General features: G+C 62.4%; 23 protein-coding genes and 1 pseudogene. 11 read left to right on the top strand and 13 right to left on the bottom strand.

What is annotated here, in order from left to right; all coding sequences use genetic code 11:
• Positions 1 to 129, top strand: a pseudogene (locus D3D01_RS13210) (NAD(P)/FAD-dependent oxidoreductase); the annotation flags it as partial.
• A 233-nt stretch (positions 130 to 362) separates the two neighbouring features.
• Here D3D01_RS13210 and D3D01_RS13205 read toward each other — a convergent pair.
• From D3D01_RS13205 to D3D01_RS24100, 5 genes are all read right to left on the bottom strand, one after another.
• Positions 363 to 1,187 (bottom strand): nucleoside phosphorylase, encoded by an 825-nt coding sequence (locus tag D3D01_RS13205; protein ID WP_121512488.1) that lies wholly within the window; start codon positions 1,185 to 1,187, stop codon positions 363 to 365.
• Positions 1,184 to 1,570: a cytidine deaminase gene (cdd, locus tag D3D01_RS13200; protein WP_004593122.1), complete on the bottom strand. Its 387-nt coding sequence runs from the start codon at positions 1,568 to 1,570 to the stop codon at positions 1,184 to 1,186. Before cdd ends, D3D01_RS13205 begins: the two co-directional genes overlap by 4 nt.
• Positions 1,571 to 1,629: 59 nt before the next feature.
• On the bottom strand, positions 1,630 to 2,997 hold the full coding sequence (locus D3D01_RS13195; RefSeq protein WP_121512487.1) for a phosphopentomutase/phosphoglucosamine mutase: 1,368 nt from the start codon (positions 2,995 to 2,997) through the stop codon (positions 1,630 to 1,632).
• 132 nt (positions 2,998 to 3,129) lie between these two features.
• Positions 3,130 to 3,852 (bottom strand): archaeal proteasome endopeptidase complex subunit beta, encoded by a 723-nt coding sequence (gene psmB / locus D3D01_RS13190; RefSeq protein ID WP_121512486.1) that lies wholly within the window; start codon positions 3,850 to 3,852, stop codon positions 3,130 to 3,132.
• 90 nt (positions 3,853 to 3,942) lie between these two features.
• Positions 3,943 to 4,113, bottom strand: coding sequence for a hypothetical protein (locus D3D01_RS24100; RefSeq protein ID WP_198560228.1), 171 nt, complete (start codon positions 4,111 to 4,113; stop codon positions 3,943 to 3,945).
• Between the two features lie 273 nt (positions 4,114 to 4,386).
• On the opposite strand from D3D01_RS24100, the gene D3D01_RS13185 reads away from it, so the two are divergent.
• The 3 genes from D3D01_RS13185 (at position 4,387) to D3D01_RS13175 (ending at position 5,637) form a co-directional block, all read left to right on the top strand.
• Complete coding sequence (locus D3D01_RS13185) at positions 4,387 to 4,758, top strand: DUF555 domain-containing protein (RefSeq protein WP_004515717.1); 372 nt, start codon at positions 4,387 to 4,389, stop codon at positions 4,756 to 4,758.
• Positions 4,759 to 4,828: 70 nt separating this feature from the next.
• The gene (locus tag D3D01_RS13180) at positions 4,829 to 5,371 is read left to right on the top strand and encodes a CBS domain-containing protein (protein WP_005534977.1); all 543 of its coding nucleotides are present in this window, start codon (positions 4,829 to 4,831) and stop codon (positions 5,369 to 5,371) included.
• Between the two features lie 86 nt (positions 5,372 to 5,457).
• Positions 5,458 to 5,637 carry a hypothetical protein gene (locus tag D3D01_RS13175; protein ID WP_101349801.1) on the top strand — a complete coding sequence of 60 codons (180 nt, stop codon included), beginning with the start codon at positions 5,458 to 5,460 and terminating at the stop codon, positions 5,635 to 5,637.
• A gap of 29 nt (positions 5,638 to 5,666) precedes the next feature.
• Here the strand turns inward: D3D01_RS13175 and purM are convergent, their stop codons facing one another.
• Genes purM through D3D01_RS13160 form a run of 3 tightly spaced genes read right to left on the bottom strand, consistent with a single transcriptional unit; the run spans position 5,667 to position 8,934 of the window.
• Positions 5,667 to 6,674 (bottom strand): phosphoribosylformylglycinamidine cyclo-ligase, encoded by a 1,008-nt coding sequence (gene purM, locus D3D01_RS13170; protein ID WP_121512485.1) that lies wholly within the window; start codon positions 6,672 to 6,674, stop codon positions 5,667 to 5,669.
• A gap of 53 nt (positions 6,675 to 6,727) precedes the next feature.
• A complete protein-coding gene (locus D3D01_RS13165) occupies positions 6,728 to 7,402 on the bottom strand; it encodes a metalloprotease (RefSeq protein ID WP_101349803.1) in 675 nt (224 codons plus the stop codon).
• Positions 7,402 to 8,934, bottom strand: coding sequence for a TraB/GumN family protein (locus D3D01_RS13160; RefSeq protein ID WP_121512484.1), 1,533 nt, complete (start codon positions 8,932 to 8,934; stop codon positions 7,402 to 7,404). The genes D3D01_RS13165 and D3D01_RS13160 overlap by 1 nt, the downstream gene beginning before the upstream one ends.
• Before the next feature lie 247 nt (positions 8,935 to 9,181).
• On the opposite strand from D3D01_RS13160, the gene D3D01_RS13155 reads away from it, so the two are divergent.
• From D3D01_RS13155 to D3D01_RS13140, 4 genes are all read left to right on the top strand, one after another.
• Complete coding sequence (locus D3D01_RS13155; protein WP_004515723.1) at positions 9,182 to 9,457, top strand: PadR family transcriptional regulator; 276 nt, start codon at positions 9,182 to 9,184, stop codon at positions 9,455 to 9,457.
• Positions 9,458 to 9,514: 57 nt separating this feature from the next.
• Positions 9,515 to 9,958, top strand: a complete 444-nt coding sequence (locus tag D3D01_RS13150; RefSeq protein ID WP_121512483.1) for an acyl-CoA thioesterase — start codon at positions 9,515 to 9,517, stop codon at positions 9,956 to 9,958.
• A 111-nt stretch (positions 9,959 to 10,069) separates the two neighbouring features.
• Complete coding sequence (locus D3D01_RS13145; RefSeq protein ID WP_121512482.1) at positions 10,070 to 10,525, top strand: hypothetical protein; 456 nt, start codon at positions 10,070 to 10,072, stop codon at positions 10,523 to 10,525.
• A 121-nt stretch (positions 10,526 to 10,646) separates the two neighbouring features.
• Entirely contained in the window at positions 10,647 to 10,826 is a 180-nt protein-coding gene (locus D3D01_RS13140; RefSeq protein WP_004593110.1) for an HEWD family protein, read from the top strand.
• 134 nt (positions 10,827 to 10,960) lie between these two features.
• Here the strand turns inward: D3D01_RS13140 and D3D01_RS13135 are convergent, their stop codons facing one another.
• Complete coding sequence (locus D3D01_RS13135) at positions 10,961 to 13,777, bottom strand: oligosaccharyl transferase, archaeosortase A system-associated (RefSeq protein WP_121512481.1); 2,817 nt, start codon at positions 13,775 to 13,777, stop codon at positions 10,961 to 10,963.
• A gap of 96 nt (positions 13,778 to 13,873) precedes the next feature.
• Between D3D01_RS13135 and aglG the strand changes: the two genes are divergently transcribed.
• Complete coding sequence (gene aglG / locus D3D01_RS13130; protein ID WP_101351417.1) at positions 13,874 to 14,809, top strand: glucosyl-dolichyl phosphate glucuronosyltransferase; 936 nt, start codon at positions 13,874 to 13,876, stop codon at positions 14,807 to 14,809.
• A gap of 21 nt (positions 14,810 to 14,830) precedes the next feature.
• Here aglG and D3D01_RS13125 read toward each other — a convergent pair whose 3' ends face one another.
• The 4 genes from D3D01_RS13125 to D3D01_RS13110 are packed head-to-tail and all read right to left on the bottom strand — an operon-like array spanning position 14,831 to position 19,727.
• The gene (locus D3D01_RS13125) at positions 14,831 to 16,282 is read right to left on the bottom strand and encodes a lipopolysaccharide biosynthesis protein (protein WP_121512480.1); all 1,452 of its coding nucleotides are present in this window, start codon (positions 16,280 to 16,282) and stop codon (positions 14,831 to 14,833) included.
• A complete protein-coding gene (locus D3D01_RS13120; protein ID WP_101349809.1) occupies positions 16,282 to 17,385 on the bottom strand; it encodes a sulfatase-like hydrolase/transferase in 1,104 nt (367 codons plus the stop codon). Before D3D01_RS13120 ends, D3D01_RS13125 begins: the two co-directional genes overlap by 1 nt.
• Positions 17,386 to 17,424: 39 nt before the next feature.
• On the bottom strand, positions 17,425 to 18,720 hold the full coding sequence (locus D3D01_RS13115; RefSeq protein ID WP_121512479.1) for a sulfatase: 1,296 nt from the start codon (positions 18,718 to 18,720) through the stop codon (positions 17,425 to 17,427).
• Positions 18,721 to 18,722: 2 nt separating this feature from the next.
• Entirely contained in the window at positions 18,723 to 19,727 is a 1,005-nt protein-coding gene (locus D3D01_RS13110; protein ID WP_121512478.1) for a glycosyltransferase family 2 protein, read from the bottom strand.
• Positions 19,728 to 19,960: 233 nt separating this feature from the next.
• On the opposite strand from D3D01_RS13110, the gene D3D01_RS13105 reads away from it, so the two are divergent.
• Complete coding sequence (locus D3D01_RS13105) at positions 19,961 to 21,661, top strand: glycosyltransferase family 39 protein (protein WP_121512477.1); 1,701 nt, start codon at positions 19,961 to 19,963, stop codon at positions 21,659 to 21,661.
• 105 nt (positions 21,662 to 21,766) lie between these two features.
• On the top strand, positions 21,767 to 22,906 hold the full coding sequence (locus D3D01_RS13100; RefSeq protein ID WP_121512476.1) for a glycosyltransferase family 4 protein: 1,140 nt from the start codon (positions 21,767 to 21,769) through the stop codon (positions 22,904 to 22,906).
• The last annotated feature ends 96 nt before the right edge of the window (positions 22,907 to 23,002 follow it).

The raw sequence follows: 23,002 nt of genomic DNA, 5'->3' as shown, positions 1-23,002 counted from the left end.
GTGGTGAACGTCCCAGTTGAGACGTTTGGCGGGCTGCCGGCGAAACTGCTGAAAAAGGCGATTGCCGCCCGCTGGATCAACGACGTGACCGGCGTTGGTCGGGCCGCCAAGGCCTGGCCCGACATGTGAGACCACCTTTTTCAGCGTCGGGTTCGCGCTGATAGCGCGAACCACTCCTTGAAAAACGTGGGCGAACAAGGCCGGACTCGCCGCGAGGTGGCGAGTCCGGGGAAACCGCGCTTCGTTCCGCTCGCGCGGTATGCTGTTTCTGCCGGACTGCACCGCTACTACACAGCATTTGCCGCTGCCGCACTGTTTCTGCAATAGCATCCAGTCCCGATTAGCAGCGATTGGAAATCGGACTAGCGGTCAATAGACAGACCGGCGTGCCAGCTGTCGGCATCGGCTTCTTCGACAGCGGCGTCCATCTCGGCCAGATACGACACGGCGAGGCTGGCGCATTTCGCCGCTTTGCGCTCGCCTTCGGTTCGGAACTCGCCGGTGACTCGGTTGGCGTACACCGTACAGACAGCGCCGGCCCGCAGTCCGTACAGGTTCGCGAGCGTGAGAATCGTCGCGGCCTCCATCTCGAAGTTGAGGACGCCGGCCTCTTGCAGCGCCGCGATGCGCTCGTCGCTGCCGCTGGCCTCGAAGTCCTTGAAGCCGGGGCGTGACTGCCCGGCGTAAAAACTGTCTGTCGAGCAGGTGACGCCGAGGTGGTAGTCGTAGCCGAGCTCCTCGGCGGCGGCGACGAGCGCCGAGACGATTCGATGGTCGGCGCTGGCGGGATAATCCTCGCGGACGTACTCCTTGCTGGTCCCCTCCTGTCGTACCGCGCCGGTCGTGATGACGAGGTCGCCGATGCTGGCTTCCTCTTGAATTGCGCCACAGGAGCCGACGCGGATAAACGAGTCAGCGCCGACACGGGCAAGTTCTTCGAGCGCGATTGCGGCCGACGGGCCGCCGATACCGGTCGAAGTTACCGAGATGGGCGTGCCGTCGTGGGTGCCCGTGGCCGTGCGGTACTCGCGGTGTTCAGCCACGATGTCGTGGTCGTCCCAGTAGTCGACGACCTTTTCCACGCGCTCGGGGTTCCCCGGCAGTAGGACGCTGTCGGCCACGTCGGCCTCGCTCACTTCCAGATGGTACTGTACGTCGTCGTTCGGGTCTTCACTATCGCTTGTCATTTGTCGAGATGGTCGCTGGTGATTGTCGTCGGCAGGAGCTCCCCGAGTTCGTACACCGTCGGCTCGTCGCCGTCGGTGATGATCTCGAACGACTCGTCACAGAACTCGCTGAACGTCTGGCGGCACATCCCACAGGGAGTGACGCCGTCGCGTTTGCCCGAGGTGACGGCAACACGCTCGAACGACTGGTGCCCGTCGCTGACAGCCGCGCCGATGGCTACTTCTTCGGCATGTAAGCTGTTACTGTAGTTCGCGTTCTCGATGTTACAGCCGGTGTAGACGCTACCGTCACTCGTTTCCAGCGCTGCGCCGACGGTGTACTCCGAGTACGGCGCGTACGCCTCGTCGATAGCATCTCGCGCTGCGTCGAGGAGATCCTCCATGCACTGGGCGTCGCAGGGCCGTGTAGAAATTCTGTCGGTCTCTATAGCTGTCGGTGGTGTCAGGCGTCGGCGGCGCTGACGGCCTCGACGGCGTCGCGGACCGCCTGCGTGGTGTCGGCGACCAGCGCGTCGATGTCGTCGCTCTCTGCGTACACCCGGACGTACGGCTCGGTGCCGCTCGGGCGGACGAGCGTCCACGACCCGTCGTCGAAGGAGAGCCGGACGCCGTACTCGGTCGAGACATCCGCTTCGGGGAACGCGTCCGGCAGGCTGGATTCGAGTCGGGCCATCGTCTCGACCTTGGCATCGTCAGGACACTCAACGCTCACCTTCTCGTACGGCCGTTCAGAGATGACGGCTCGCCTGTCAGCGACGCTCTGTTCGGCGAACAGACGCGTCAGCACGGCTGCACTGGCCACGCCGTCGATCCAGCCACCGAAGGCGGTGTGAATGTGTTTCCATGGTTCTGCGGCGAAGACGACTTCGGTTTCATCGGTCGCGTCCGCGCGAACGTCAGCGATTCCGACGTGGAGGGAACCAAGGTGGATGCGTTCGACGCGGCCGCCGGCAGCCTCGACCCGTTCGTCGATGCGGCCGGAGGCGTTGGGCGTCGTCACGACGACTGGGTCAGAAACGTCCGCGGCACGCGTGTAGTGTTCGGCCAGCATCGCGAGTATCGTGTCCTCGTGGATGACATCGCCGTCGGCATCGACGACGACGATACGGTCGGCGTCGCCGTCGTGACCGAACCCGAAGTCGGCGTCGGATTCGGCGACGAACTCGCGGAAATCGGCCAGCGTCTCCGGCGTGGGTTTGCTCTCGCGGCCGGGGAAGGTTCCGTCAACGTTTGCCTCCGTCGCCAGCACGTCGGCCCCCAGCTCCCGGAGCACCTGCGGCGTCGCCACGCTGGCCATCCCGTTCCCGCAGTCGACGGCGACTGTCAGTCCAGACGGGTCACCGCCGAGCGATTCAGCGTAGTCGGCGACAGCGCTTCGATACTCGTCGAGGTAGTCGACCGACTCTGTGTCGCCCCAGTCGCGCCAGGCCGTCGGCGTCGAACCATCCTCGATTCGCCCTTCGATTCGCGTCTCGTCGTCGTCGCCGTACTCGGTGCCGTCGGCGAACACCTTGATGCCGTTGTCCGTCGGCGGGTTGTGGCTCGCGGTGATCATCACCCCGTGGCGGCCCTGCGAGGCGTAGGCCAGCGCCGGCGTCGGCACGCGGCCGATTCTGACGACTCGCGCGCCGGCGCTTTGCAGTCCCGCGGCCATCGCATCAGCGAGCGCTGGCGAGGTCACGCGCCCGTCGTACCCAAGCACGAACGTCTCGCCGTCCTGCCCAGTCGCCTGTCCGACTCGCAGTGCAAGGTCCGGCGTCACCTTCGATACAACATCACCGCGGATCCCCGCGGTCCCGAACAGTTCCATACCGGCGATGCGGAAGCCGACCGTATAATTCTCTCGTTCGCACGTCAGTTCAGAGACGCCCCGTGGACGGCTGGTCGAGAACTGTGGTTAGCGTCGGAGACAAGCGGTCGAAAAGAGACTGGGAAAAGCCGATTACAGCAGTTCGTCGAAATCGTAGCCGTTGATGTCGACGCCGTCGGCAGTGACATCGGCGAGGTAAATACCGTTACCAGAGCCGGTGTCACGCTCGGCGGCGGCGTTGATCGAGGCGGCAGCGACTTCTTTTGCCTCTTCGTTTGTCATCTCTTCCTCGTAGCGGTCTTCGAGTGTCCCGTACGCGACGGTGAGCCCGGAGCCGGTGACAGTGTAGTCGTCCTTCATGACGCCGCCGGCCGGGTCGATGGAGTAGACGTGGTGGCCGTCGTCGTCGACGCCGCCGAGGATAGGGTTGATAGCGAAGAAGGGGCCGCCGCGGGCGAAGTTACCTGCCAGCGTCGAAAGCGCCTTCATGCTGATATCCTCACCGCGGCGTGCCTCATAGAGATTGACCTCCGCGCGAAGCGTCCGGATGAACGACTGTGCGCCGCCGACGCTCCCAACGAGGGTCAGCGCCGCCGTAGGGTGAATCTGTTCGACTTTCTGGACGTTCTTGTTCGAGACGAAGCGACCGCCAAGCGAGGCGCGCATGTCCGTCGCGATGACGACGCCCTCGGACGTGCTGATACCGATAGTGGTCGTTCCGGTCTTGTTCACCTTCTCTGAATCCTGTGTGGACTGTGCGGGGAGCTCGCCGACTTCGGGTGCGTACGGGTCGCTCTGGAACTCGTCAGCAGCCTGGGGTCCAGAAAGATCCGGCCCCGGAGTCATATCTCGCATTACTGTGGGGTACTAGTCGGGCGCTGATAAAACCTCTTTTCCTGATGAGCCTGACCGCAACCGTCGGTAGGCTCAGTCGGCTGTCCCGTCTTACGCGCTCGCCTGATCGTAGGCCTCGTTGAGTCCTGACACGGCCCGGTCCATCGGCAGTCGGAGTCCGAACCGCTCCGTGAGCATCGCTACCGGTAGCAGCACGATGCCCAGGAGCAGGGTAAGTTGATACAGTGCGAACAGCGTTGCGGTGTACAGTCGAGCTACCATCTTCCTCGGTCGTTTCAGAGAGAGACTTGTATATAAATCTTGCTGCCACATTTCAGTCAAGAATTATCGATTATGAAGAACTGATGGGCCGCAGTCCTGCGGTTTACTCAAACGCCCGAGAAGACGAGCAACCGACTGGACAACTCTCTGAATAGATATAATGGGGGGATGAGTCAGACGGCTGGTTTGCATAAGTTATAGAGATAGTAACGGTGACGTGCGCAACAGAAGCGAATCAAAACTATCGAATAGTCGGGCCACGAGAGCTAATGTATGAACTACCTCGTGGCGATGGAAGCAGCCTGGCTGGTTCGTGATGTAGACGACATCGACGACGCTATCGGTGTCGCAGTGAGCGAAGCGGGGAAGCGGCTCAACGAGGCCGAGATGGACTACGTCGAGGTCGAGGTCGGCGCGACCGGCTGCCCGGCCTGTGGCGAACCGTTCGACTCGGCGTTCATTGCGGCCGACACGGCGCTCGTCGGACTGGTACTCGAGATGGATGTGTTCAACGCCGAATCCCCGGAACACGCACAGCGGATCGCCAAAAGCGAAATCGGCGGTGCACTCCGGGATGTCCCGCTGAAAGTCGTTGAGGTATTTGAGACCGAGGCCGACGAGGACGAAGCCGAAGCCGAGGCATAACTAAACCCACCTTGATTCGCTTGCCGTGGTAGCCGTGGGCTTTTTATATTACCTCTGGTAATTAGCGGATATGGACTTACCGACGCCACAGGACCTGCGGGAACGCCGCAACGAACTCGGGCTGACCCAGAGTGAACTGGCGGAGCGGGCTGACGTCTCCCAACCCCTTATCGCTCGTATCGAAGGTGGTGACGTGGACCCGCGGCTGTCGACACTCCGTCGCATCGTGACTGCTCTCGAAGAGGCCGAGGGCGGCATTATCAAAGCCCGCGACCTGATGAACTCGCCTGTCGTTGGCGTTGCGCCCGACGATTCCGTCCACCAGACGAAAGACGTGATGGACGAGAAGGGGTACTCACAGGTCCCCGTCATCCGGGACGGGGCCCCGCAGGGCCTCATCGGCAACTCCGATATCCGTCAGCGGCCCGAGGAGAACGTCGGCGACCTTCCAGTGGCTGAAGTGATGAACGAATCTATCGCAACCGTCGAGCCAGACGCACCCATCGACGAAGTCGACGCTTACTTGAACCATAATGCGGCTGTGATGGTCGTTGAAGGTGGAGAAACTATCGGTGTCATAACCGAAGCAGACATCGCGCGTACGGTCAGCTAACTCTGATTCTCACAAACGCGAATAGGGATAGTGGGCCCGTACTCCCCGTAGGAGGGGCTTACTACCGAAAACAGTGTCAGGGGTATATGTCTATTCTCACCAACGATAGACGTATTCACATGGCCAATCCCAGCGACCCACTGTACGCCGAACTCGAAAAGGCACTCGAAACCGCCGAAACTGAAGCGGCCAGATACCATATCCGCCAAGCACTCCAGATTCGGATTGCGGAGGAGACCGCCGGCAAAGACATCCTGTCAGCCTGAACGCGCCCGATGGGCATCCGTCGCGCCGCTCACTCGGTAAGTCCGAGGCCGCGAATCGAGACCGCCTCGTCCCCGTCAGTCACTTTGCCGATGACGCGCGCGTCCTCGCTGTCGTTGACGATTGCCGCAGCATCGGCCTCGGACACCGCGGCGACGAACCCGGTCCCCATGTTGAACGTCCGGTGCATCTCCTCGTCAGAGACCTCGCCTTCCGCTTGAACGAACTCGAAGACGGGCTGGGCCTCGAAGGGATCCGTAATCTCGTACCGGTAGCTCCCCATCCGCGTGAGGTTCGTCCAGCCGCCGCCGGTGACGTGTGCGGCCGCATGGGTCTCGCTGGCCCGGAGCGGGGCCAGCACCTCGCTGTAGATCCGTGTTGGCGTCAGCAGTTCCTCGGCGATGGTCCTGTCGGGGTTCGGCGGGAACGGGTCGTCGTACTCGTGGTCGCGCGTGACCGCCTCGCGCGCCAGCGTGAGCCCGTTGGAGTGGATGCCCGAGGAGGGCCAGCCGACGATGGCGTCGCCGGGCTCAGCCTCGCCGGGGAAGACGGCGTTTTTCGGTGCCAGTCCGGCGCAGGTCCCGGCGATGTCCAGCCCCTTAATCACGTCCGGCATCACGGCAGTTTCGCCACCCACGAGCGCCACGTCGGCCCGCTCGGCCCCCGCCCGGAGCCCCGCGCCGATGTCCTCGCTCGTCTCCTCGTCGGGCGTCTCGACCGCGAGGTAGTCGACGAACGCCACCGGCTCGACGCCGGTCGCGATGAGGTCGTTTGCGTTCATCGCAATGCAGTCGATGCCGATGGTCGAGTAGTCGTCGATGGCCTCGGCGACGAGCAGTTTCGTGCCGACGCCGTCCGTCGCGAGCGCGAGGTACTGGTCGCCGATGTCGACCAGCCCGGCGTAGTCGCCCTCGAACTCGCCGGCCGCGCCGATGAGCGCCTTCGTCGCTGCCTCGCTGGCGTCGATGTCCACACCGGTTTCTGCGTAGGTCAGTCCCTCCTCGCCCTCGGTGTCGTCCGCAGACTCGCTGTCGGTCATACCCGAGAGCGCGCGTGGCGCGGGCAAAAGAGCGTCGTTCCGGCGGAGGCGGCTTAGAGGACGAACAGCGCGCCGACACCGAGCAGAATCGACGGAATCGCCACGACGAGAAACACCGGCGTGCTCCATTCTCGGACCGTTCGGCCGTCGAGCGGGCCGAAGGGCAGCATGTTGAAGCCGGCCAGCAGGAGGTTAATCTGCAGGCCCATCTGCGCGACTTCCCAGAGGAAACCGCCCGTGCCCGACAGTAGCGCCGCGACGAACGGCACGAGGAAGACGGCGGCGAGCGCGAGGTTCGTCACCGGCCCGGCGACGGCGATGAGGCCGTGTTGCTTGGCCGTCAGGCGGCCGCGGTGGACGACCGCACCCGGCGCGGCAAACAGGAAGCCGACGAGGCCGCCCAGGACCGCGAACCCGAGCATCCGGTAGTCGGCCTTGAACGCGGCTATCTGGCCGAAGCGGACGGCGACAACCTTGTGAGCCAGTTCGTGTAGCAGGAAGCCGACACCGACGGTGAGCAGACTGACTGCGAACGTGCTGGCGATTTCGGCACCCGAGAGGCCGCCGAACTGGCCGAAGACGATGCGCCGGAACTCCCGTTCAAGGAAGAACGTGAACGCCAGCCCAAGCGCGAGCCAGGCGACGAGAAGGTCCCGGAGTTCGCGCTGGCTGAAGCTGAGGCCGCCGATGGTCCGGCCCGCAGCGGTTCGCCGTCGTCGACCCGCCATCAGAGGACCCCCACGAGTATCTGCGTTCCTTCGTGGACGCCCTGCCAGAGCAGGCGCGAGACGCCCTGCATTCCGCCGATGTCCGACGAGATGTACGGGATCAACACCGGGAAAACGACGTACGACGCGATGGCGCTGCCGACGTTCGTCAGCGCGACGACGAGAATCAGCCTGAACAGTGGCACCGCACGCATCCGGCTGACGAGGTCCATGACCGGCGACTCCTGGTCGTTGAGTATCTCGTTGAGCGTCGCGATGTCGCTAATGTTGACGGAGATGTACCGGAGTTCGACGTAGCCCGCGAACCAGCCGGCCGCGAGCAGCGGGAACAGGCTGGTCAGCCAGCCGAAGGCACCGGCGGCGGCCGCACTCGACCAGTGTGCGCCGGCCACCTTCGCCAGCCCGCCGGCCAGCACGGCGTTGACGGCGACCAAGGCGACGAAAAGCTCCAGCAGTACCGCCTGGCTCGCGCCGCCGAGGATGAGCAGGCCAAAGAAGACGAGAAAGACGACCCCGAAGCCGTAGCCGACGAGCTTGTACAGCGACACACGACGGCCCCCCTCGGTGCCGGTGAGCGACTCCATCGGCGGGAGCGTCTCCGGATTGTCGAGATAGTTCTCGATGCCCTCACGGTGGCCAGCACCCACAACGGCGAGGACGTGATAGCCGGCCTCGCGGAGGGCGATAAGTCTGTGTGCAATGAACGCATCGCGTTCGTCGATGAGCGCCTCCGCGCCGCCGGGAGAAAACTGACGGAACTCCTCCATCATCGCGCTGACCACGTCGGTATCCGTCAGTTTCTCCATGTCGAACTCCTCAACGTCGGCCTCGCCGCGGAACTGTACCAGCAGTGCGGCGATAGGGATTCCGAGACCGGCCGCGGCAACACAGATGAGCAACAGCGTATCGAGCAAGCCCTCGACGGTCCCGCCGAGACCGCCCGGCAGAACCCCCGAGAGCGCCCCACTCGGAACAATAAACGGACCGCCGAAGGCCCCGGCGACGACCGCAAACAGCCCGCCGAAGACAGCGCCGACAGTCAGCCCGACGGTCAACGGCGGCCCCATCTCGGCCGCGAGACTGCCGACGAGCTTGAGCTTCTCGACGGCCGTCAGCCGCGCCCAGAACCGCTGGACGGTCGTCTGAATATCCCGGTCGACGAGTGCGACGCCGAGGCCGAGCCGTTCGGCGGTGTCGATGCCCGCTTTCATGTCCGCACCCGGCTCGATGTCGAACCGGTCGCCAAGTCTGGTCTGGATGTACGACAGCATCCAGTACGCGAGGAACTGAAAGACGGTGTTCCCGCGCAGGAGGTCGCTCGCATCGAGGTCGTCAGGCGTTTCGCCTTTGATCTGGCGATACCGACCCTCGTCCAGTTCGACGGCGACGATATCGGGCTCGGAGTCCTCAATCGCTGATTCCACTTCCCTGACGCTGTGCTCGGAAACGTGAGCGGTTCCGACGACATCGACGCGTCCCGCCCCCGACGGTTCCGGGAACTCGTCTGCCGCCGACTCCGCGTGTTCGGTCATCACCCGCGTTACACATTCGCTTCCCTTACCCTTGTCGGGTCCAGGTGACTACGCTGAAACACCGACCGAAATCATGTTTGTGGCATTGTATGTTCCCGCCACGGGGCGAAGCTATTACCGACTCTCGTGTTAATACAGCCAGAGATGCTGTGGTAACTACTGGACGGTGACGGCATCTGTAACTACGTAATAGATTTGCTGATTCAAAAGACTGATATGTATAGAGTCAAACTGTATCGGATATACGATGTATGACCTGACTGGATTCCAGCGGGACCTGCTGTACGTCATTGCAGGCCTTGACGAGCCCCACGGGTTAGCAATCAAGGAAGAGCTCGAAAACTACTACGAAAGCGAGGTCAACCACGGCCGGCTGTATCCGAACCTTGACACGCTCGTCGAGAAGGCACTCATCGAGAAGGGCGAACGCGACCGCCGAACGAACTTTTACACGCTGACCAAGCGCGGCCAGCGCGAACTTGACGCCCGGAAAGAGTGGGAAGCACAGTACGTTTCGGCGTAGCCACGTTTTCGAAGCCCGTTCGACAGACTCAACCCAAGTGCTGGCCAACCTCGGGCCATGCCAACGGTACTGGAAACCTATATCGAGAACCGCTGGATGGTCCAGCCCAACCACTCGAATCATCTGGGTTCAACCCACGGGGGAAACGTCCTGAAATGGATGGACGAACTCGGGGCGATGTCGGCGATGCGCTTTGCCGGTGAAACCTGTGTCACCGCGCGGATGGACCAGGTAAACTTCAAGCGACCCATCCCTGTCGGTGACACGGCTCTTATTGAGGCGTTTGTCTACGACGCTGGCGAGACGAGTGTCAAAGTTCGGCTCCGGGCCGCCCGAGAGAACATCAGAACCAGCGAGACTGAATCGACCGCTGAGTCGTACTCGGTGTACGTCGCGGTCGACGAGGACCGGAACCCGGTTCCCGTACCCGACGTGGCGACCGAAACTGACCGTGGTGAACAACTGCGACAGCGCGCCCTCGACGGGGAAGCGAACCGCTGATACTGTCTGCTGCAATTACCACACTGTCACCTCGGAGCGACGACTACCGTACCGTCACGACGGGACAGCCAACAGTATGAGCTTTATTCGGCTCCGCCACGTACCACGACTATGACACTCGATGTTGAGACGCCGGAGCGGCCGGCGCTGTCTACCGGCGTCGCTGCCGATGAGTACGACGATGCGGACGTACAGGGCGACGAATACCGGCGCGAGGAACTCGCCGAGGCCCTTGACGACGGCGCGTGGGCCGACGCGTTCGAAGAATGGGCCGCGGACGCGTCGCTCGATGCCGACCAGTGGCAAATCGTCACTGACCTGGGACTCATCGAAGAGTTCGATTTCTTCTGGGACTCCTTCGCAGGTCGCGTCGGCTACCACGCACCGGGCTTGCCCGAGGACTGGCGCGAGCGGGAGATCCATCCGGGCATTGACTCCTGGGGGACGGTCTCGGGTATCAACGCCGGCCTGACCGAGTTCGGACAGGTCGTCTGTGAGGTACTGGCCGACGAGTACATTGACTGGGAAGCGGAAGAAGTCAGCGCGGACGACCTCCCGGACTTTTGAGCGCGGTAGCGGTTGCTGTCGTCAGTGCCGGTGTGGCACTCCAACGCTGTCGGCTCTGACTCGTCCCGAAGACCGGTCAGGGACCGGCAGCCTGATAACGACCCACGCGCTTGGACCAGATATGGCTGAAATCGTCACCCCACGCAAACGCGAGTGTGAGCGGTGTGGGCGGGTCGACGAGTGGGATCCGGACCAACACAGCTGGCGTATCGTCACTGACGACGGCACCAAGCAATCTGGCGACCCACACTGTCTCCACGAGTGGGATATCAACGGCACGTTCAATCCGCTGGCCGAGTGAGTTCGCCGCCCGCTGCTCCCGACTTTTCGACCGGCAGGCCTGTCACTGTTAGAACGGAGTCAGCCGACAGAATCCAACAAAAAGTCTCGGGTAGGCCGCACAGGCTCCGCCAGTGACCAACCGCCGGGACGCAGCTATGCCCCCGCTTCAGCCACGCCTTCGGTCACTGGTGCGCGTGATTCACCGCTGGTCTCGTTGCCCTGCTGAATCGTTACCGGTTCCAGCTCGACGGTCGCGGCGGAGTCGTCCTCACCGATAACCTGTCCCTCGGTGACCTCGGTCGTGCCAGTAAAGCCGGTCCTGTTACCGTTGTTAGTACCGACTGCGCTGAACTGGTACTGGGTCTCGGCACGGACACTCACGTTCGTGTAGCCCTCGTCAGTTCCCCAGTCGTCGTAGCCGGTCGTCGAGTAGGGCACGGTCATCTCGAAGTTCCCGTTCTGATCTGTCTGGGTCCGCTGGCGGTAGATGAACGTCTTGTTCGTGGCTGGGTTGCGCATCTGGACGGCGGTCTGGACTGTCGTGTTGGCCGGTCCGGTCCCTTCAATCGTCGCACCGGGGACGCGCTCGAATATTTTCGTCCAGGCGGAGTGCTGGTATTGCGGACTGTTCGGGAACGCCTCAGTCTCACTGGAACCGACCAGACGGTAGTGCTCCATCGCCGGTACACGCTCGCCAGGTGCGTCGCCGTAGCCGCCGAGTTGCGAGGTCGCATCCTGTTCGACGTACTGACGGGCCAGTTCAAGTGACTGGAACTGGCGGATGACCTGGCCCTGCTGTTGGCCCTCCGGCTCCTGTTCGTTCGTCGGTGCACCACGGTACTGCACGCCTTGGCTCGTCTGTTTGTTCTCCCAGTCGATGACAATCGGCTGAGGCTCGGCGGCACTTCCGTGGAAACGGTACAGCCGAGTGACCATCGTCTCGTAGTAGGCCTGGTGCTGGAACGTCACCTGGCGGACCCCACCGGCTTGGGACTGGATGTACAGCCGACTGTAGTAATCACTAGTCTGTACTCCGTCAACGAATGCCGGTGGTGCAAAGAACTTGCCACCGAGGTTTCCGTTGGTCTCAGCCATCTTCCAGTCGACGGCAACGTACCGCGTCTTCGCGTCGTCTTCGTCTGTGCTATTGAGGATACTGTTGGCCCGCGTCTCGTTCTGTGCGATCAGGAACGGTGCGGCCGTATCCGTTCCCTGCTGGAAGGGGTTCGCGTTCGGCACCCGTTCGCCTCGCGTCGTAATCCAGTGCCCGTAGTCCCACCACGACAGGACGCCGTACTGCCCCTGCTGGTAGTCGAAGTCGTCCTGTTTCTGATAGGTGCCGTAGTAATCGAGAGTCGCGTCACCACCGGTGCCGTACGCGCCCTCCGCGGGCGTGTTCCCTTCCATCCACTGTAGGCTCTCGTCCCAGCCCTGAATACTCGGCCCGGGACCGGTCGAACCGGCTTCGACCGGCGCTGTGCCGAACGCGAATAGTGGGACGACGATGACGAGAAGTACCGTGAGAATCGTCATGACCTGATAGTATTCGATCCCGTCGTCGGCGCTGAAATCGAACCAGTGGATGAATTGGCCGACGACCATTCCCGATAGCACTGCAATCGGCGCGGCCAGATAATACGCGAACCGCTGCTGTGTAAACGCGGCAAGTAGAATGAACAGTGCCCAGACGACGACGAGCAGTTCTTCAGCGGGCGCATCGTCGGAGAGGAACTGTTTTGTGAGCAGAAAGATTCCACCGATAGCCGCAACGATGACAGCAAACCCGTGTGCCTCGAACAGGACCCCAGCGCCCCGTAGCGGCGCGGCCTCGCCGACGGTTCCGGCCGTTTCACTGATCGTGAACCCGATGACTCTCGTTACGTTTCGCGTGAAGAAGTCCCACAGGCTGGGAGTCAGCAATGCCATCAGAACAGCCCCGGACGCGAGGATTCCAAACACGACCGCTGGATACACGTACCGGCCGTATTTGCGCTGCTCCATGAAGCGGGCTAGCCACGCCATGAACACACAACCGAAGCAAACGGCCAACGCCAGCCCCGGCTGGAGCAGCGACTGGGCGGTCGCTGTGATCTCTAGGACGTTGATTCTCGATGCACTCACCACGGCGGCAGTCGCCATCGTGATTGCGCCCGCGATAGCTGTGTGTTCTGGGCTGCTGTCGTGAACGTACTCCAGACACAGTCGGAGCAGGAAGAAGACACCGAGTATCCCGAGAAGGAGCACACCCGGGGGCCAGACCCAGAGATACATCGCAATTGCCACACCGGCCAGCATGGACCAGCTGATGGTGTCCCGGAGTGCGTCTATGTCTCGCTCGGTGAACTGCTCGTAAATCGGTTTGTCACGTGCGGCGACGCTGACCGCCACCATGACACCGAGGACACCGAGTACCTGAAAGAGCGCTTCGGCGACGTGGTGGTCAGAGAAACCGACGAGGCTCCGCTGCAAGAGCCACCCGGTCGAGAATGCCATCACAGTAACCGCAGTTACGCCGCCGAGGCGGCCGCCGAGTCGCCGTCCGATAAGATACGTCGGAATGGCAACTAGCGTCCCGAACACGGCCGGCGCGAACAGAACCGTCATCGCGACTGTCTGGTCACTGGGGGAACCCAGGCCGATAATCAGGGCCACTGTCGCGATGATCTGGTCGAAAAGCGTCCCGAACTGCCCGTTACTGGTCCCGTATGGGAACGCTGTCCACGGATCGAACGGCATCGTCGAGGGCCAGTTTTGTACGACGTACTGGGTCGAACGGTAGTGATACCAGGCATCGTTCCCGCTGAAGAGAACTTCGCCGTCAACAATGAAGTTCTCCCAGCTCCGGACGCGATTCCACAGCATGAACCCGAGCAGTACCAGGAGGACCGGAATGTGGTACCAGCGCTCGGCCCACTCTAGGGCGGACTCGAGTTCGGGGTTGTCGTCAAGATAGCCCCGTGATTGACTCATTGCACGGAAAAACTGCCAAGGCGCGCATAAGCCTTTTGACCTCTATGCGGGCGCAGGATGGAAACGCCTAACAGTACCGGTGGCACACCACCGACCATGCGAGTCTCGGTCGTGCTCTGTACGCACACGATGGAGCGATACGACGACTGTCGAGCGGCGGCCGAGAGCGTCTTAGCCCAGACCTACGACGACGTGGAACTCGTACTGGTTTCGGATGGGAACCGGGACGTGTACGAACAGTACGAATCCGACTTCGGCAACCGAGACGATGTCCTGATACACTGTAACGACGAGAACGTCGGACTGCTAGAGAGCCGGAACAATGGGGCCGAAGTCGCCACCGGGGACGTTGTCGCATTCATCGATGACGACGCCATCGCTGACGAGAAGTGGGTCATGGCGCTAGTCGATGCCTACCAACAGGAGAACGCGCTCGCGGTCGGCGGCCGAATGACGCCAGCGTGGGTCGCCGGCAAACCCAGCTTTCTGCCTGCGGAGTTCTACTGGCTTATCGGTGTGACCCACCGCGGATTTGGACCGAACGGCGACCCCGACGAATCCGGCGTCGTCCGCAATACCTTCGGCTCGAACATCTCCTTCAAACGGGACGTGTTCCTTGAACTGGGCGGCTTTGAGGACGACATCGGCGGCCGACAGGGCGAGAAGAACCTCCAGGGCGGCGAGACGGAACTCTGTGCGCGCCTGCGTAGCGAATACGACAAAGGGGTGTACTACACCCCCGACGCGCTGGTCGCACACAAGATATTCGACTACCGGACCGACCCGGGGTGGCTCGTGGACCGCGCGTTCTGGCAGGGCTACTCCAAGCGCGGGATGGAGGTGTTCGTCCCTGAATCGACCGGCGCGGAGTCGGACTTCCTGGGGGACCTCCTGTTCCGGTTCGCCCCGTCGCGTCTCCGCGATATCGTCACGTCCCCGTCGCTCGGGGCCGTCCTGCAGTTCCTCTTCCTCTTTCTGCTCACGGGGAGCGTCGGCGTCGGCTACCTCTATGGGATGTACGTCTGGCGGTAGCCTCAGCCGCGCCCCACTGACTCAGTTCAGCACCGAGTCCAGTACCTCGGTGGCCTCGTCGAACGTCAGGACGCCGGAGACGTGGCTACCGAGCGCGTAGACGCCGAGGCCCACGAGCGGGAGGATGCTCAGGTCGATGAACCACGGCCCGTATGGTTCCAGCGCGAGCAACAACAGCGTCGTGCCGAGGCCGAGAGCGAGCACCCGGACTGCCGGGAACCCGGTGAGTGGCTTGAGACCGACGTTACGCGCCGCTACCACGTGAGTCACCGCCATGAGCCCGTATGCGGTTGAGGTGCCGATAGCCGCGCCGACGATGCCGATTCGCGGTATCAGTGCTAGGTTCAGGACGACGTTCACCACCACCGACGCGCCGGTCGCGAGCAGCAACTGCCGCAGGTGTCCCCCAGCCTGTAGCACCGGCCAGATGACCCGCGCAATGGCGAAGCCGAGCACGCCCGGCAGGAGAACCTGGAGCGGTCGGACGCTCGCCTCATACGGTTCGCCGAAGTACACGGTGAGGAACTGCTCGCCCAGGACGAACACGCCGGCGACGAGCAACACCGTGAGGACGACGACGTACCGGAGGAGCCGCGACAGCAGCGACGTGAGGCGGTCTATCCGCCCGTCGGCCCAGAGGTCCGCCGTCGACTGAATCATCACCATCTCCATCGCCACCGAGACGACCCACATGAACTCAGAGACCTGCAGTGCCGCCCGGTAGTGACCGGTTGTCGTTGCGTCCCAGAAGTGACTGACAAGCAGGATGTCGACCTTGTACATGCTTGTCAGGAGGAGCGTGAGTACCATCGACTGGGCCCCGAACCGAACGAGCGGCCGCGCGTAGGTCCGGAGAGCCAGGCTACGTATCGACGGGGGTACGCCGGCCTCGCGGAACGCAAGTGCCGTCGAGAGCAGGCCGGTGAGCAGGAACCCGGTCGCGAACCCGGCGAAGACACCCGGCACGCCGTACCCGGCCCCGGCCAGCCCGAGCCCCACGACGGCAAGGATGACCGACCGGGCCGGGACGAGCGGTTCGGCGAGTTCCTCCCGCTTGTAGGCGTGGAGCACGCCGCGCCCAAAGTAGTACAGCTGCTCCCCGACGACCGCACCGAGCATCAGGTACAGCGCCGTCCGGAGCGTCCCGTCGGTAAGCCAGGTTATGAGCCCGACCAGCGCCGGAATCCCGACGAGGAGGCTCCCGACGTGGAGTGCGAAGGACGTGGTGACAACGCTTGCTCGCTCCTCGCCGCGCTCCCGCGAGGCGTAGGTCTTGGTCGCCTCGAACAGCCCGAGGTTCAGTATCTTCCGGCTCGGGAGGAAAATCGCCATCACGAGCGCGTAGGTCCCGAACCCGCCTTCGCCGACGGTACGGACCAGCAACGGGATGAAGACGGCGAAGGTCAGGAGTCGGCCGAGGTCGCCGGTAAACACCGAGAGGTAGCCTTTCAGGATGCTGTCGTCATCGGCCATCACTCGACGTAACCGAGGTCGCGCATCTGCTGTTTGAGGTCCTCGTCGACGTCCTCGCGCTCGACGTCGACCGTCTCGCCGTTCCGCACCATCGACACGTCGGCGTCGCGGCTCACGATTTTCGTCTCGAAGTCCTGCCACGCGACGGTCGTCGTGCCGTGCCACGGGGCGATGGTGAGCGTCTGGTCTCGGGGCGTCTCGCGGACGTCTTTCCCGTGCCACTCGGACGGGATCTCGCCGCCGACTTCGGCAAGCAGCGACGGGGCGATGTCGAGGACGCTGAGTGGCTCACACAGCGAGAGGTCGTTCGTCGCCACGGGCACGGTGGTCAGCGCGTCGACCACCCGCCGCCGCTGTGGCTGGTGGAAGTAGTGTCCGTCCTCGCCGAACTCGTCGCCATGGTCCGAACTGAACACCACGAGCGGCTCCGACGAATCCACCGAGTCGACGAGGCGCTCTATCTCGGCGTCCGCCCGAGAGAGGGTCTGGCGGTACTTCCGCGTAATCGTCTCCTTCTCGTCGGCAGTGAGCTTCTCAGGGGCGAACAGCGCCTTCCGGTCTATCTCCTTGGGCACGGCGTCGTCGCCGAGGCCGTACGGGCGGTGGGTGCCCATCATGTGGAGCCACATGAACCGCGGGCCCGACTCGTCGTTGAACGCCGCGATGGCGTTGTCGATGAGTTCGTCGTCCGGGAGCCGGTTCGATAGCTTCGCGTGGGGCGGCCGGAAGCGGTGGTAGACCTTCCGGATGAGGTCGAACTGTGAGGCGAACTGTCGGAGCGGGTTGCCGCGGTTGCCCGCCTCGCAGTAGTTCTCGTAGACGTCAAATCCCGCGTCGAACCCGAACCGCGGGTCAGTGTGGGGAGACGAGGAGAGGCCAATCGTCGTGTATCCGGCCTGGGAGAAGGCTTCGGCGACTGTCGGGGACATCGCGCGGGACTCGATAGCCCCCTGGTACGAGGCGGTCAGAATACTGGCGAGGCTCGGTCGCGTGTAGTGGGCCCCGGTCACGCCCCGGTGGTTCGAGAACGTAGAAACGAACTCCATCGCGTCTAGGAAATCGTGACGGACGGAGTCCGCAGTAACGAAGATGACATCCCTCATTGCTACCAGCACCGATTGAGAAACACTTGAGTCCTACGGTCAGTCCACGTAGCCGAGGTCTTTCAGCATCTCTTGCGTGTCGGCATCGATGTCCTGGTCGCTGACGTCGCTGCCGGCGCTGTCCCACGCCTGGAGCTTCTCGCGGAGGTCGTCGTACGGCGTCCCGTCCGTCGCGCCGGCGGCGACGAGGTCGTTCGTCTCCTCGGGGTCCGCCGAGAGGTCGTACAGTTCGTGCTCGGTCCCCTCGCGAATGAGCTTCCACCCCGGCGTGCGGAGGCCGATGGACTCCGCGAACTCCGGATAGGCGGTCAGGAACGCGTCTCGGTCTCCCGGCGGCGTCCCGTCGTCGTTCACGCGGAGGCTCCGCCCCTCGAACGCGTCCGGGACCTCGACGTCCAGCAGGTCGAGCACCGTCGGCGCGATGTCGATTGTCCGGACCTGGTCGGAGACGGTCTCCGCGTCGATGTCCGGGTGGTGGAACGCGAGCGGGACGTGCAGTTCCTCGTCGTAGAGCTGGCGGCCGTGGCCCGTGTAGCCGTGGTCGTCCAGCGCCTCCCCGTGGTCGGCCGTGAGAATCACGAGCGTCTCCTCGCGGAGGTCCCGCGCTTCGAGTTCGTCGAGTACCTGCTGGACGTACCCGTCGACGAGCTTCATCGCGGCCGTGTACTCGTCGTGCGTGTCGAGGTCGCCGCGGTCGTAGTTCCGCGGTTCGTGCATGTCGAAGTAGTGGACCCAGCCGAAGAAGGGGCCGTCGACGCGGTCTAGCTGCTCGACGGCGTCCTGTGTCACGCTCTTTGCCGTCCGACAGTGCAGTCTGATGAGTCCCGTCTGTCGCAGGAGCGACTTGAGGTTCCACTGCTCGGTCCCGACGTCTTTCACCGCACCGAACACCGTGTTGAACGTCTTCGTGTCGTATATCCGGCTCAGAATCGGGTACAGCGTATCGTAGGAGCCGCCGCCGTCACAGTACTCGTCGAAGCCCCGGCCCAGCCCCGAGTGCTCGTCGCTGAGGTGGTCGACGCTGACGACGCCGAACGTGTCGTGGCCCGCGTCCTGTACCGACTCCGCGAGGACGGGGATAGACTCGTCGAGCCCCCAGCCGTTCTCCTGGACGCCGTGGGTGTGGGGGTACGAGGCGGTCATGAACGACGTGAGGCTCGGGTCGGTGGTGTTTGCCACGGTGAACGCCCGGTCGAAGTACAACCCCTCGGTCGCCAGCCGTTCGAGCGTCGGGACGATGCCCTCCGAGATGCCCCGCTGGAGCCAGTCTTCCCGGAGACAGTCGATGCTAACGAGCAGTACGTTCTCGATAGCGTGTGAATCGAAATTTTGCATTGTCAATCTTCACCGATGATGGCGTTAACGCGATACGGTTGCTCGTCTCGATACTGTTGCTTCACGATCATCTCCGCGAGGAATCCGAACATCACAAGCTGAACCCCAAATATGACTAAGGCGACAGTCAGAATAAGGCGCGGGACGTGCGGTGCCAGCGACTGTCCGAAGGCGTACTTGAGAAACACCATGTGTGACCCGATGAGGCCGCCGGCCGTCATCAGGACGAGCCCGATACCGCCGAAGAAATGCGACGGCCGGGTGGAAAACCGGTTCCAGAAGACGTGAAACAGGAGGTCGACGAACCCCTTGACCAGCCGCTTCATCCCGTACTTCGTCTCCCCGGCGGTTCGCGGCCGGTGGTCGACGGGCAGTTCCGTTATTTTGTACCCTCGCTTGTGGAGCTTCGCCGGGATGTACCGGTGGCCCTCGCCGTAGAGGTCTATCTCCTTCAGCCCCGCAGCTCGGTAGGCGGTCAGCGTGCATCCGAAGTCGTGAATGTCCGGCCCTGTCAGCTTCGCCAACCGTGTCTGTATTGCCGACGGAATAGTTTTCGAGAGCGGGTCGTCGCGGTCGCGCCGCCAACCGCTGACGCAGTCGTACCCCTCTTCGAGTTTCGTGAGGAGCTTCGGGATGTCTGCCGGGTTGTTCTGCCGGTCGGCGTCCATCGTCACGATGTATTCCCCTATCGAGTAGTCGATTCCGGCAGCCAGGGCCGCACTTTGCCCGAAGTTACGTCGAAGTAAGACTCCTGTCACTTCGTCACGGTCCGTCGCGATCTGCTGTATCGTCTCGGCCGTCCCGTCCGTACTCCCATCGTCAACGACAACTATCTCGTATGGGCCGTACGTCGTATTCTCACGGAACGTAGACTGGATCTCGTCGACTAGCGGCTCCAGATTCTCGGACTCGTTATATGCAGGAAGCACAATAGACGTTTGGACGTCACTGTCGGTATCTGTCGCTGATACGGCCGACCCGTCCGGTAGACTCCCTGTTTTTGCCATTCTGAGGGTCTGTATGTGCTACAAGATGCGCATTTATTAACAGTTGCCATTTGCTACCTGCTCAAATTATGCCGATACCGCGAACATCCCGATCATTAGTCCTTTAGAGTGGTTTTCAGGCTGACACTCCCCTGATGAAGAGACGTATACAAAATCAACACGCATGCCTGTAATCGGGGTGCTGTCTCCCGGAACCGTACAGACTATTACAGTCAGTGGTCAATCACGAGGAAATGCCCTCTATCCTGTGGAACAGAATCAGCAAGTCGGTCCGGCGTGAGCCGTTTGTGCCGCTCATCGCGCTCGCTGCGTTCCTGCTGATGGTCTTCGGTACCTGGCGACTGCGGCCGCATCTGACGTTTCCGGACGAAACCGGCGCTATCGAACTCGCTCTCAGGATGGGATACGAGCAGAACCCCTTCATCGATAACTTCCGGAAAGGCGGGAACCTCCACCTCTACCTTCTGGCGCTCTCTTTCGTCCCGGTGACGCTGTACTGGCTCGTGACCGGACAGTTCGGCGACATCATGTCGGGCGCAGCCAGCGTCGGAAGCTCGCCGAGCTGGGGTGTGTCTCCCGACCTTCTCACAGCCTTCTACGACGTGCTGTTCGCCGGTCGGCTTGTATCTGTCTTGTTCGGTGTCGGGACTGTTGTCGTCCTCTATTACCTTGGTAGAGAACTACTGGACCGCCGTGCCGGAATCCTCGCGTCCGTTTTTCTCACGACTTCTGTCGGGTATGTCCTCACCGCCCACTACGCTACTGAGGACGTCCCGATGACGTTCTTCCTCATGCTCGGATTCCTGCTAACGGTTCGTGCGTTTCATTCGAGAGAGACCAGAACGTTGTTGGCTGCCGCACTGGTCGCTGGTTTAGCAGCGTCGACGAAGGCAACCGCCGGGCTCCTCGTCTTGCCTATTGCTATCGTCATCATCGAACGCCACTGGGACGAATCGGGGACCGTCGGTGAGTTCATCAAAGCGGTTTGGAGGTACCCGACGCTAACTATACTCGGTTACGTCGCCACGACCCCGTCAATCTTTTTCCATCCAGTGTCGTGGGCCGATGAGATTTCTCGGTACGTCGTCCGCAGTACGAGCGACTCCGTCTCGTACAACTGGTCTGACCCCGGGTGGCTCATTCAGCTTGCACACCTCGCCGAAGGACAGGGCATCGTACTGTTCCTGTTTTCGATACTGTCCGTACTACTCGTCATCGCTTTCCTCTTGCGAGGCACCCTTGACAGTGCGGTCTGGTTGTTGCTTCTCTATGCTATCCCGTACTTCGCAGTCATCACTCAGGGGAACATGACACAGTTCCCGCGTGTGATGCCGTTATTCCCGGTTCTCGCGGTCCTCGCCGGCGTCGCCGGGTCCGATCTGACCCGATCCGATCGCTCAATGCGCGTGGTCGGCATCGGATTTCTCACGCTCGTCGTCGTCTTTTCGGGCGTACACACTGTCGCCGGTGTCGCCGATGTCAGCCAGTCCCGGCAGGAGGCAACTGAGTGGACACACGCGAATCTGGATAGCGCTGATACTGTCGACGTGTATTCCCAGCGCGTGTACCTCCCGGAGTTCCCCGAAGAAGCGACCGTGAACCGGTACGTCATTCATTCGACGTTCCCTCGCGAGGAGTGGCAGCCGGGGCTTGAACGACTGGACTGTAACGCGCCCGAGTACGTCGTGCTCTCCAGTTACCACTACTTCCGCTTTTTCAAGGATCCGTCCGTGTACCCGGGTGTGACTGAACGCATGTCGGCGCTGTTTGCCGAGGAGGACTACGAAATCGTCCGGACGTTCGGTCCGCCGGTGGACACCGAACTCAGCGCGGAGCGAAAGTTCAGAGACAGCGCCGGACTTTCGTCGTTCCCCGAAGACGGAAACCCGACTATCGTCGTGCTAAAGCGGATAGACGATGAACCGGCTTGCTAATGACAACTATATGTCGAAATCACTCCCCGGGACCTGTTCTCTCCGCCCACAGACACTACAGAGTAGCCAGCGAATCACCCGTGACACCGAACGAAAGTGGATTCTATGACTGACGAATCACTCCCGAGTGTCTGCGTCGTGACCCATCCCCTCGCCGCTGCTGGCGAGAACGCCACACGAAGCCTGCTCGACATCCTGTCGGCTGTGACATCGGTCGCGCTCGTGACGGCTGATCTGCCGGCTGATTCCGAGATTCGCGACCGGCACGAACTCGTCGAGCTCACGCAGAAAGGCGCGGGCGACTCCGTCGTCACCGCCGCCGTCCGGTTCCTGTTGAACCAGCTCCGGATGTGCCGCGTCATCGCCGACCGTGACGAAGACGTAGTCCTGTTTTTCGGCGCAACGTCGTACCTGCTTCCCATTATCGCGGCTCGGTTGCTCGGTAAAACGGTTCTCGTCGAACCCCGCGGTGATGTGCCGCTGACGCTCCGGCTGAACTGGGAACAGCAGTTGCCGGACCCGGTGGCTGCCGGGCTCGCCAGTGCCGTCCGTGCATTTGAACGAGCCGGCTTCGCCGCGGCTCACGGGGTCATCACCTACACGCCCGAGATGGCCCGCCAACTGGACCTGCATCCGGAATCCCCGACCGTGTATCCGACGGGGGCGCGCTACGTCCGGACGGATGAATTTCGCGTCCAGCAGCCCTACGCCGACCGCGACCGCATCGTCGGGTTCCTCGGTCGGCTTGACGAAGAAAAGAACGTCCGCGAACTCGCTGCTGTCGCCACAGAGCTACCCGACGACGTGACCTTCCGGTTCATCGGCGACGGTGACCTCCGGGAGTGGCTGGAAACCGAACTCGCGTCTGAAATCGAGCGCGGCGCAGTCGAACTCACCGGCTGGGTGGATCACGACGATGTGCCCGACCAACTCAACGATCTCTCGCTGCTCGTGTTGCCGTCACAGCCGACGGAGGGACTACCGACGACAATACTGGAAGCGCTGGCCTGCGGAACGCCGGTACTGGCCTCACCGGTTTCGGGCGTTCCAGACGTTGTCCGCGAGGGCGAAACCGGCTTCCTGCTTGATTCACGGGAGCCGCCGGCGCTTCGACAGACTATACTCGATAGTCTGGACCGAGACGATCTTGACAACATCAGCGAGAACGGACGCAACCGAATCGAGACTGAGTACAGCTTTGAGGCGGCCTGTGAGCGGTACAGGTCGATACTCAAGCGGCTGTAGGTGTGCTATCTTGCTGATTGGCCAGCGTTCCGATAGTCGGCACGTCACCTATCGCTTCACAGGCTGATTAGGCGCGTTACCACGGTATACGCTGAT

The sequence above is a fragment of the Haloarcula sp. Atlit-7R genome, from assembly GCF_003666065.1.
Classification (GTDB): domain Archaea; phylum Halobacteriota; class Halobacteria; order Halobacteriales; family Haloarculaceae; genus Haloarcula; species Haloarcula taiwanensis.
Note: the sequence above shows the minus strand (reverse complement) of the source record. Positions and strands in the feature narration are given on the sequence as shown.

Excerpts from the sequence above, each read along its gene's own strand:
- D3D01_RS13205 (WP_121512488.1), bottom strand. The coding sequence starts at position 1,187 with ATGACAAGCGATAGTGAAGACCCGAACGACGACGTACAGTACCATCTG.
- cdd (WP_004593122.1), bottom strand. The coding sequence starts at position 1,570 with ATGGAGGATCTCCTCGACGCAGCGCGAGATGCTATCGACGAGGCGTAC.
- D3D01_RS13195 (WP_121512487.1), bottom strand. The coding sequence starts at position 2,997 with ATGGAACTGTTCGGGACCGCGGGGATCCGCGGTGATGTTGTATCGAAG.
- psmB (WP_121512486.1), bottom strand. The coding sequence starts at position 3,852 with ATGCGAGATATGACTCCGGGGCCGGATCTTTCTGGACCCCAGGCTGCT.
- D3D01_RS24100 (WP_198560228.1), bottom strand. The coding sequence starts at position 4,113 with ATGGTAGCTCGACTGTACACCGCAACGCTGTTCGCACTGTATCAACTT.
- D3D01_RS13185 (WP_004515717.1), top strand. The coding sequence starts at position 4,387 with ATGAACTACCTCGTGGCGATGGAAGCAGCCTGGCTGGTTCGTGATGTA.
- D3D01_RS13180 (WP_005534977.1), top strand. The coding sequence starts at position 4,829 with ATGGACTTACCGACGCCACAGGACCTGCGGGAACGCCGCAACGAACTC.
- D3D01_RS13175 (WP_101349801.1), top strand. The coding sequence starts at position 5,458 with ATGTCTATTCTCACCAACGATAGACGTATTCACATGGCCAATCCCAGC.
- purM (WP_121512485.1), bottom strand. The coding sequence starts at position 6,674 with ATGACCGACAGCGAGTCTGCGGACGACACCGAGGGCGAGGAGGGACTG.
- D3D01_RS13165 (WP_101349803.1), bottom strand. The coding sequence starts at position 7,402 with ATGGCGGGTCGACGACGGCGAACCGCTGCGGGCCGGACCATCGGCGGC.
- D3D01_RS13160 (WP_121512484.1), bottom strand. The coding sequence starts at position 8,934 with ATGACCGAACACGCGGAGTCGGCGGCAGACGAGTTCCCGGAACCGTCG.
- D3D01_RS13155 (WP_004515723.1), top strand. The coding sequence starts at position 9,182 with ATGTATGACCTGACTGGATTCCAGCGGGACCTGCTGTACGTCATTGCA.
- D3D01_RS13150 (WP_121512483.1), top strand. The coding sequence starts at position 9,515 with ATGCCAACGGTACTGGAAACCTATATCGAGAACCGCTGGATGGTCCAG.
- D3D01_RS13145 (WP_121512482.1), top strand. The coding sequence starts at position 10,070 with ATGACACTCGATGTTGAGACGCCGGAGCGGCCGGCGCTGTCTACCGGC.
- D3D01_RS13140 (WP_004593110.1), top strand. The coding sequence starts at position 10,647 with ATGGCTGAAATCGTCACCCCACGCAAACGCGAGTGTGAGCGGTGTGGG.
- D3D01_RS13135 (WP_121512481.1), bottom strand. The coding sequence starts at position 13,777 with ATGAGTCAATCACGGGGCTATCTTGACGACAACCCCGAACTCGAGTCC.
- aglG (WP_101351417.1), top strand. The coding sequence starts at position 13,874 with ATGCGAGTCTCGGTCGTGCTCTGTACGCACACGATGGAGCGATACGAC.
- D3D01_RS13125 (WP_121512480.1), bottom strand. The coding sequence starts at position 16,282 with ATGGCCGATGACGACAGCATCCTGAAAGGCTACCTCTCGGTGTTTACC.
- D3D01_RS13120 (WP_101349809.1), bottom strand. The coding sequence starts at position 17,385 with ATGAGGGATGTCATCTTCGTTACTGCGGACTCCGTCCGTCACGATTTC.
- D3D01_RS13115 (WP_121512479.1), bottom strand. The coding sequence starts at position 18,720 with ATGCAAAATTTCGATTCACACGCTATCGAGAACGTACTGCTCGTTAGC.
- D3D01_RS13110 (WP_121512478.1), bottom strand. The coding sequence starts at position 19,727 with ATGGCAAAAACAGGGAGTCTACCGGACGGGTCGGCCGTATCAGCGACA.
- D3D01_RS13105 (WP_121512477.1), top strand. The coding sequence starts at position 19,961 with ATGCCCTCTATCCTGTGGAACAGAATCAGCAAGTCGGTCCGGCGTGAG.
- D3D01_RS13100 (WP_121512476.1), top strand. The coding sequence starts at position 21,767 with ATGACTGACGAATCACTCCCGAGTGTCTGCGTCGTGACCCATCCCCTC.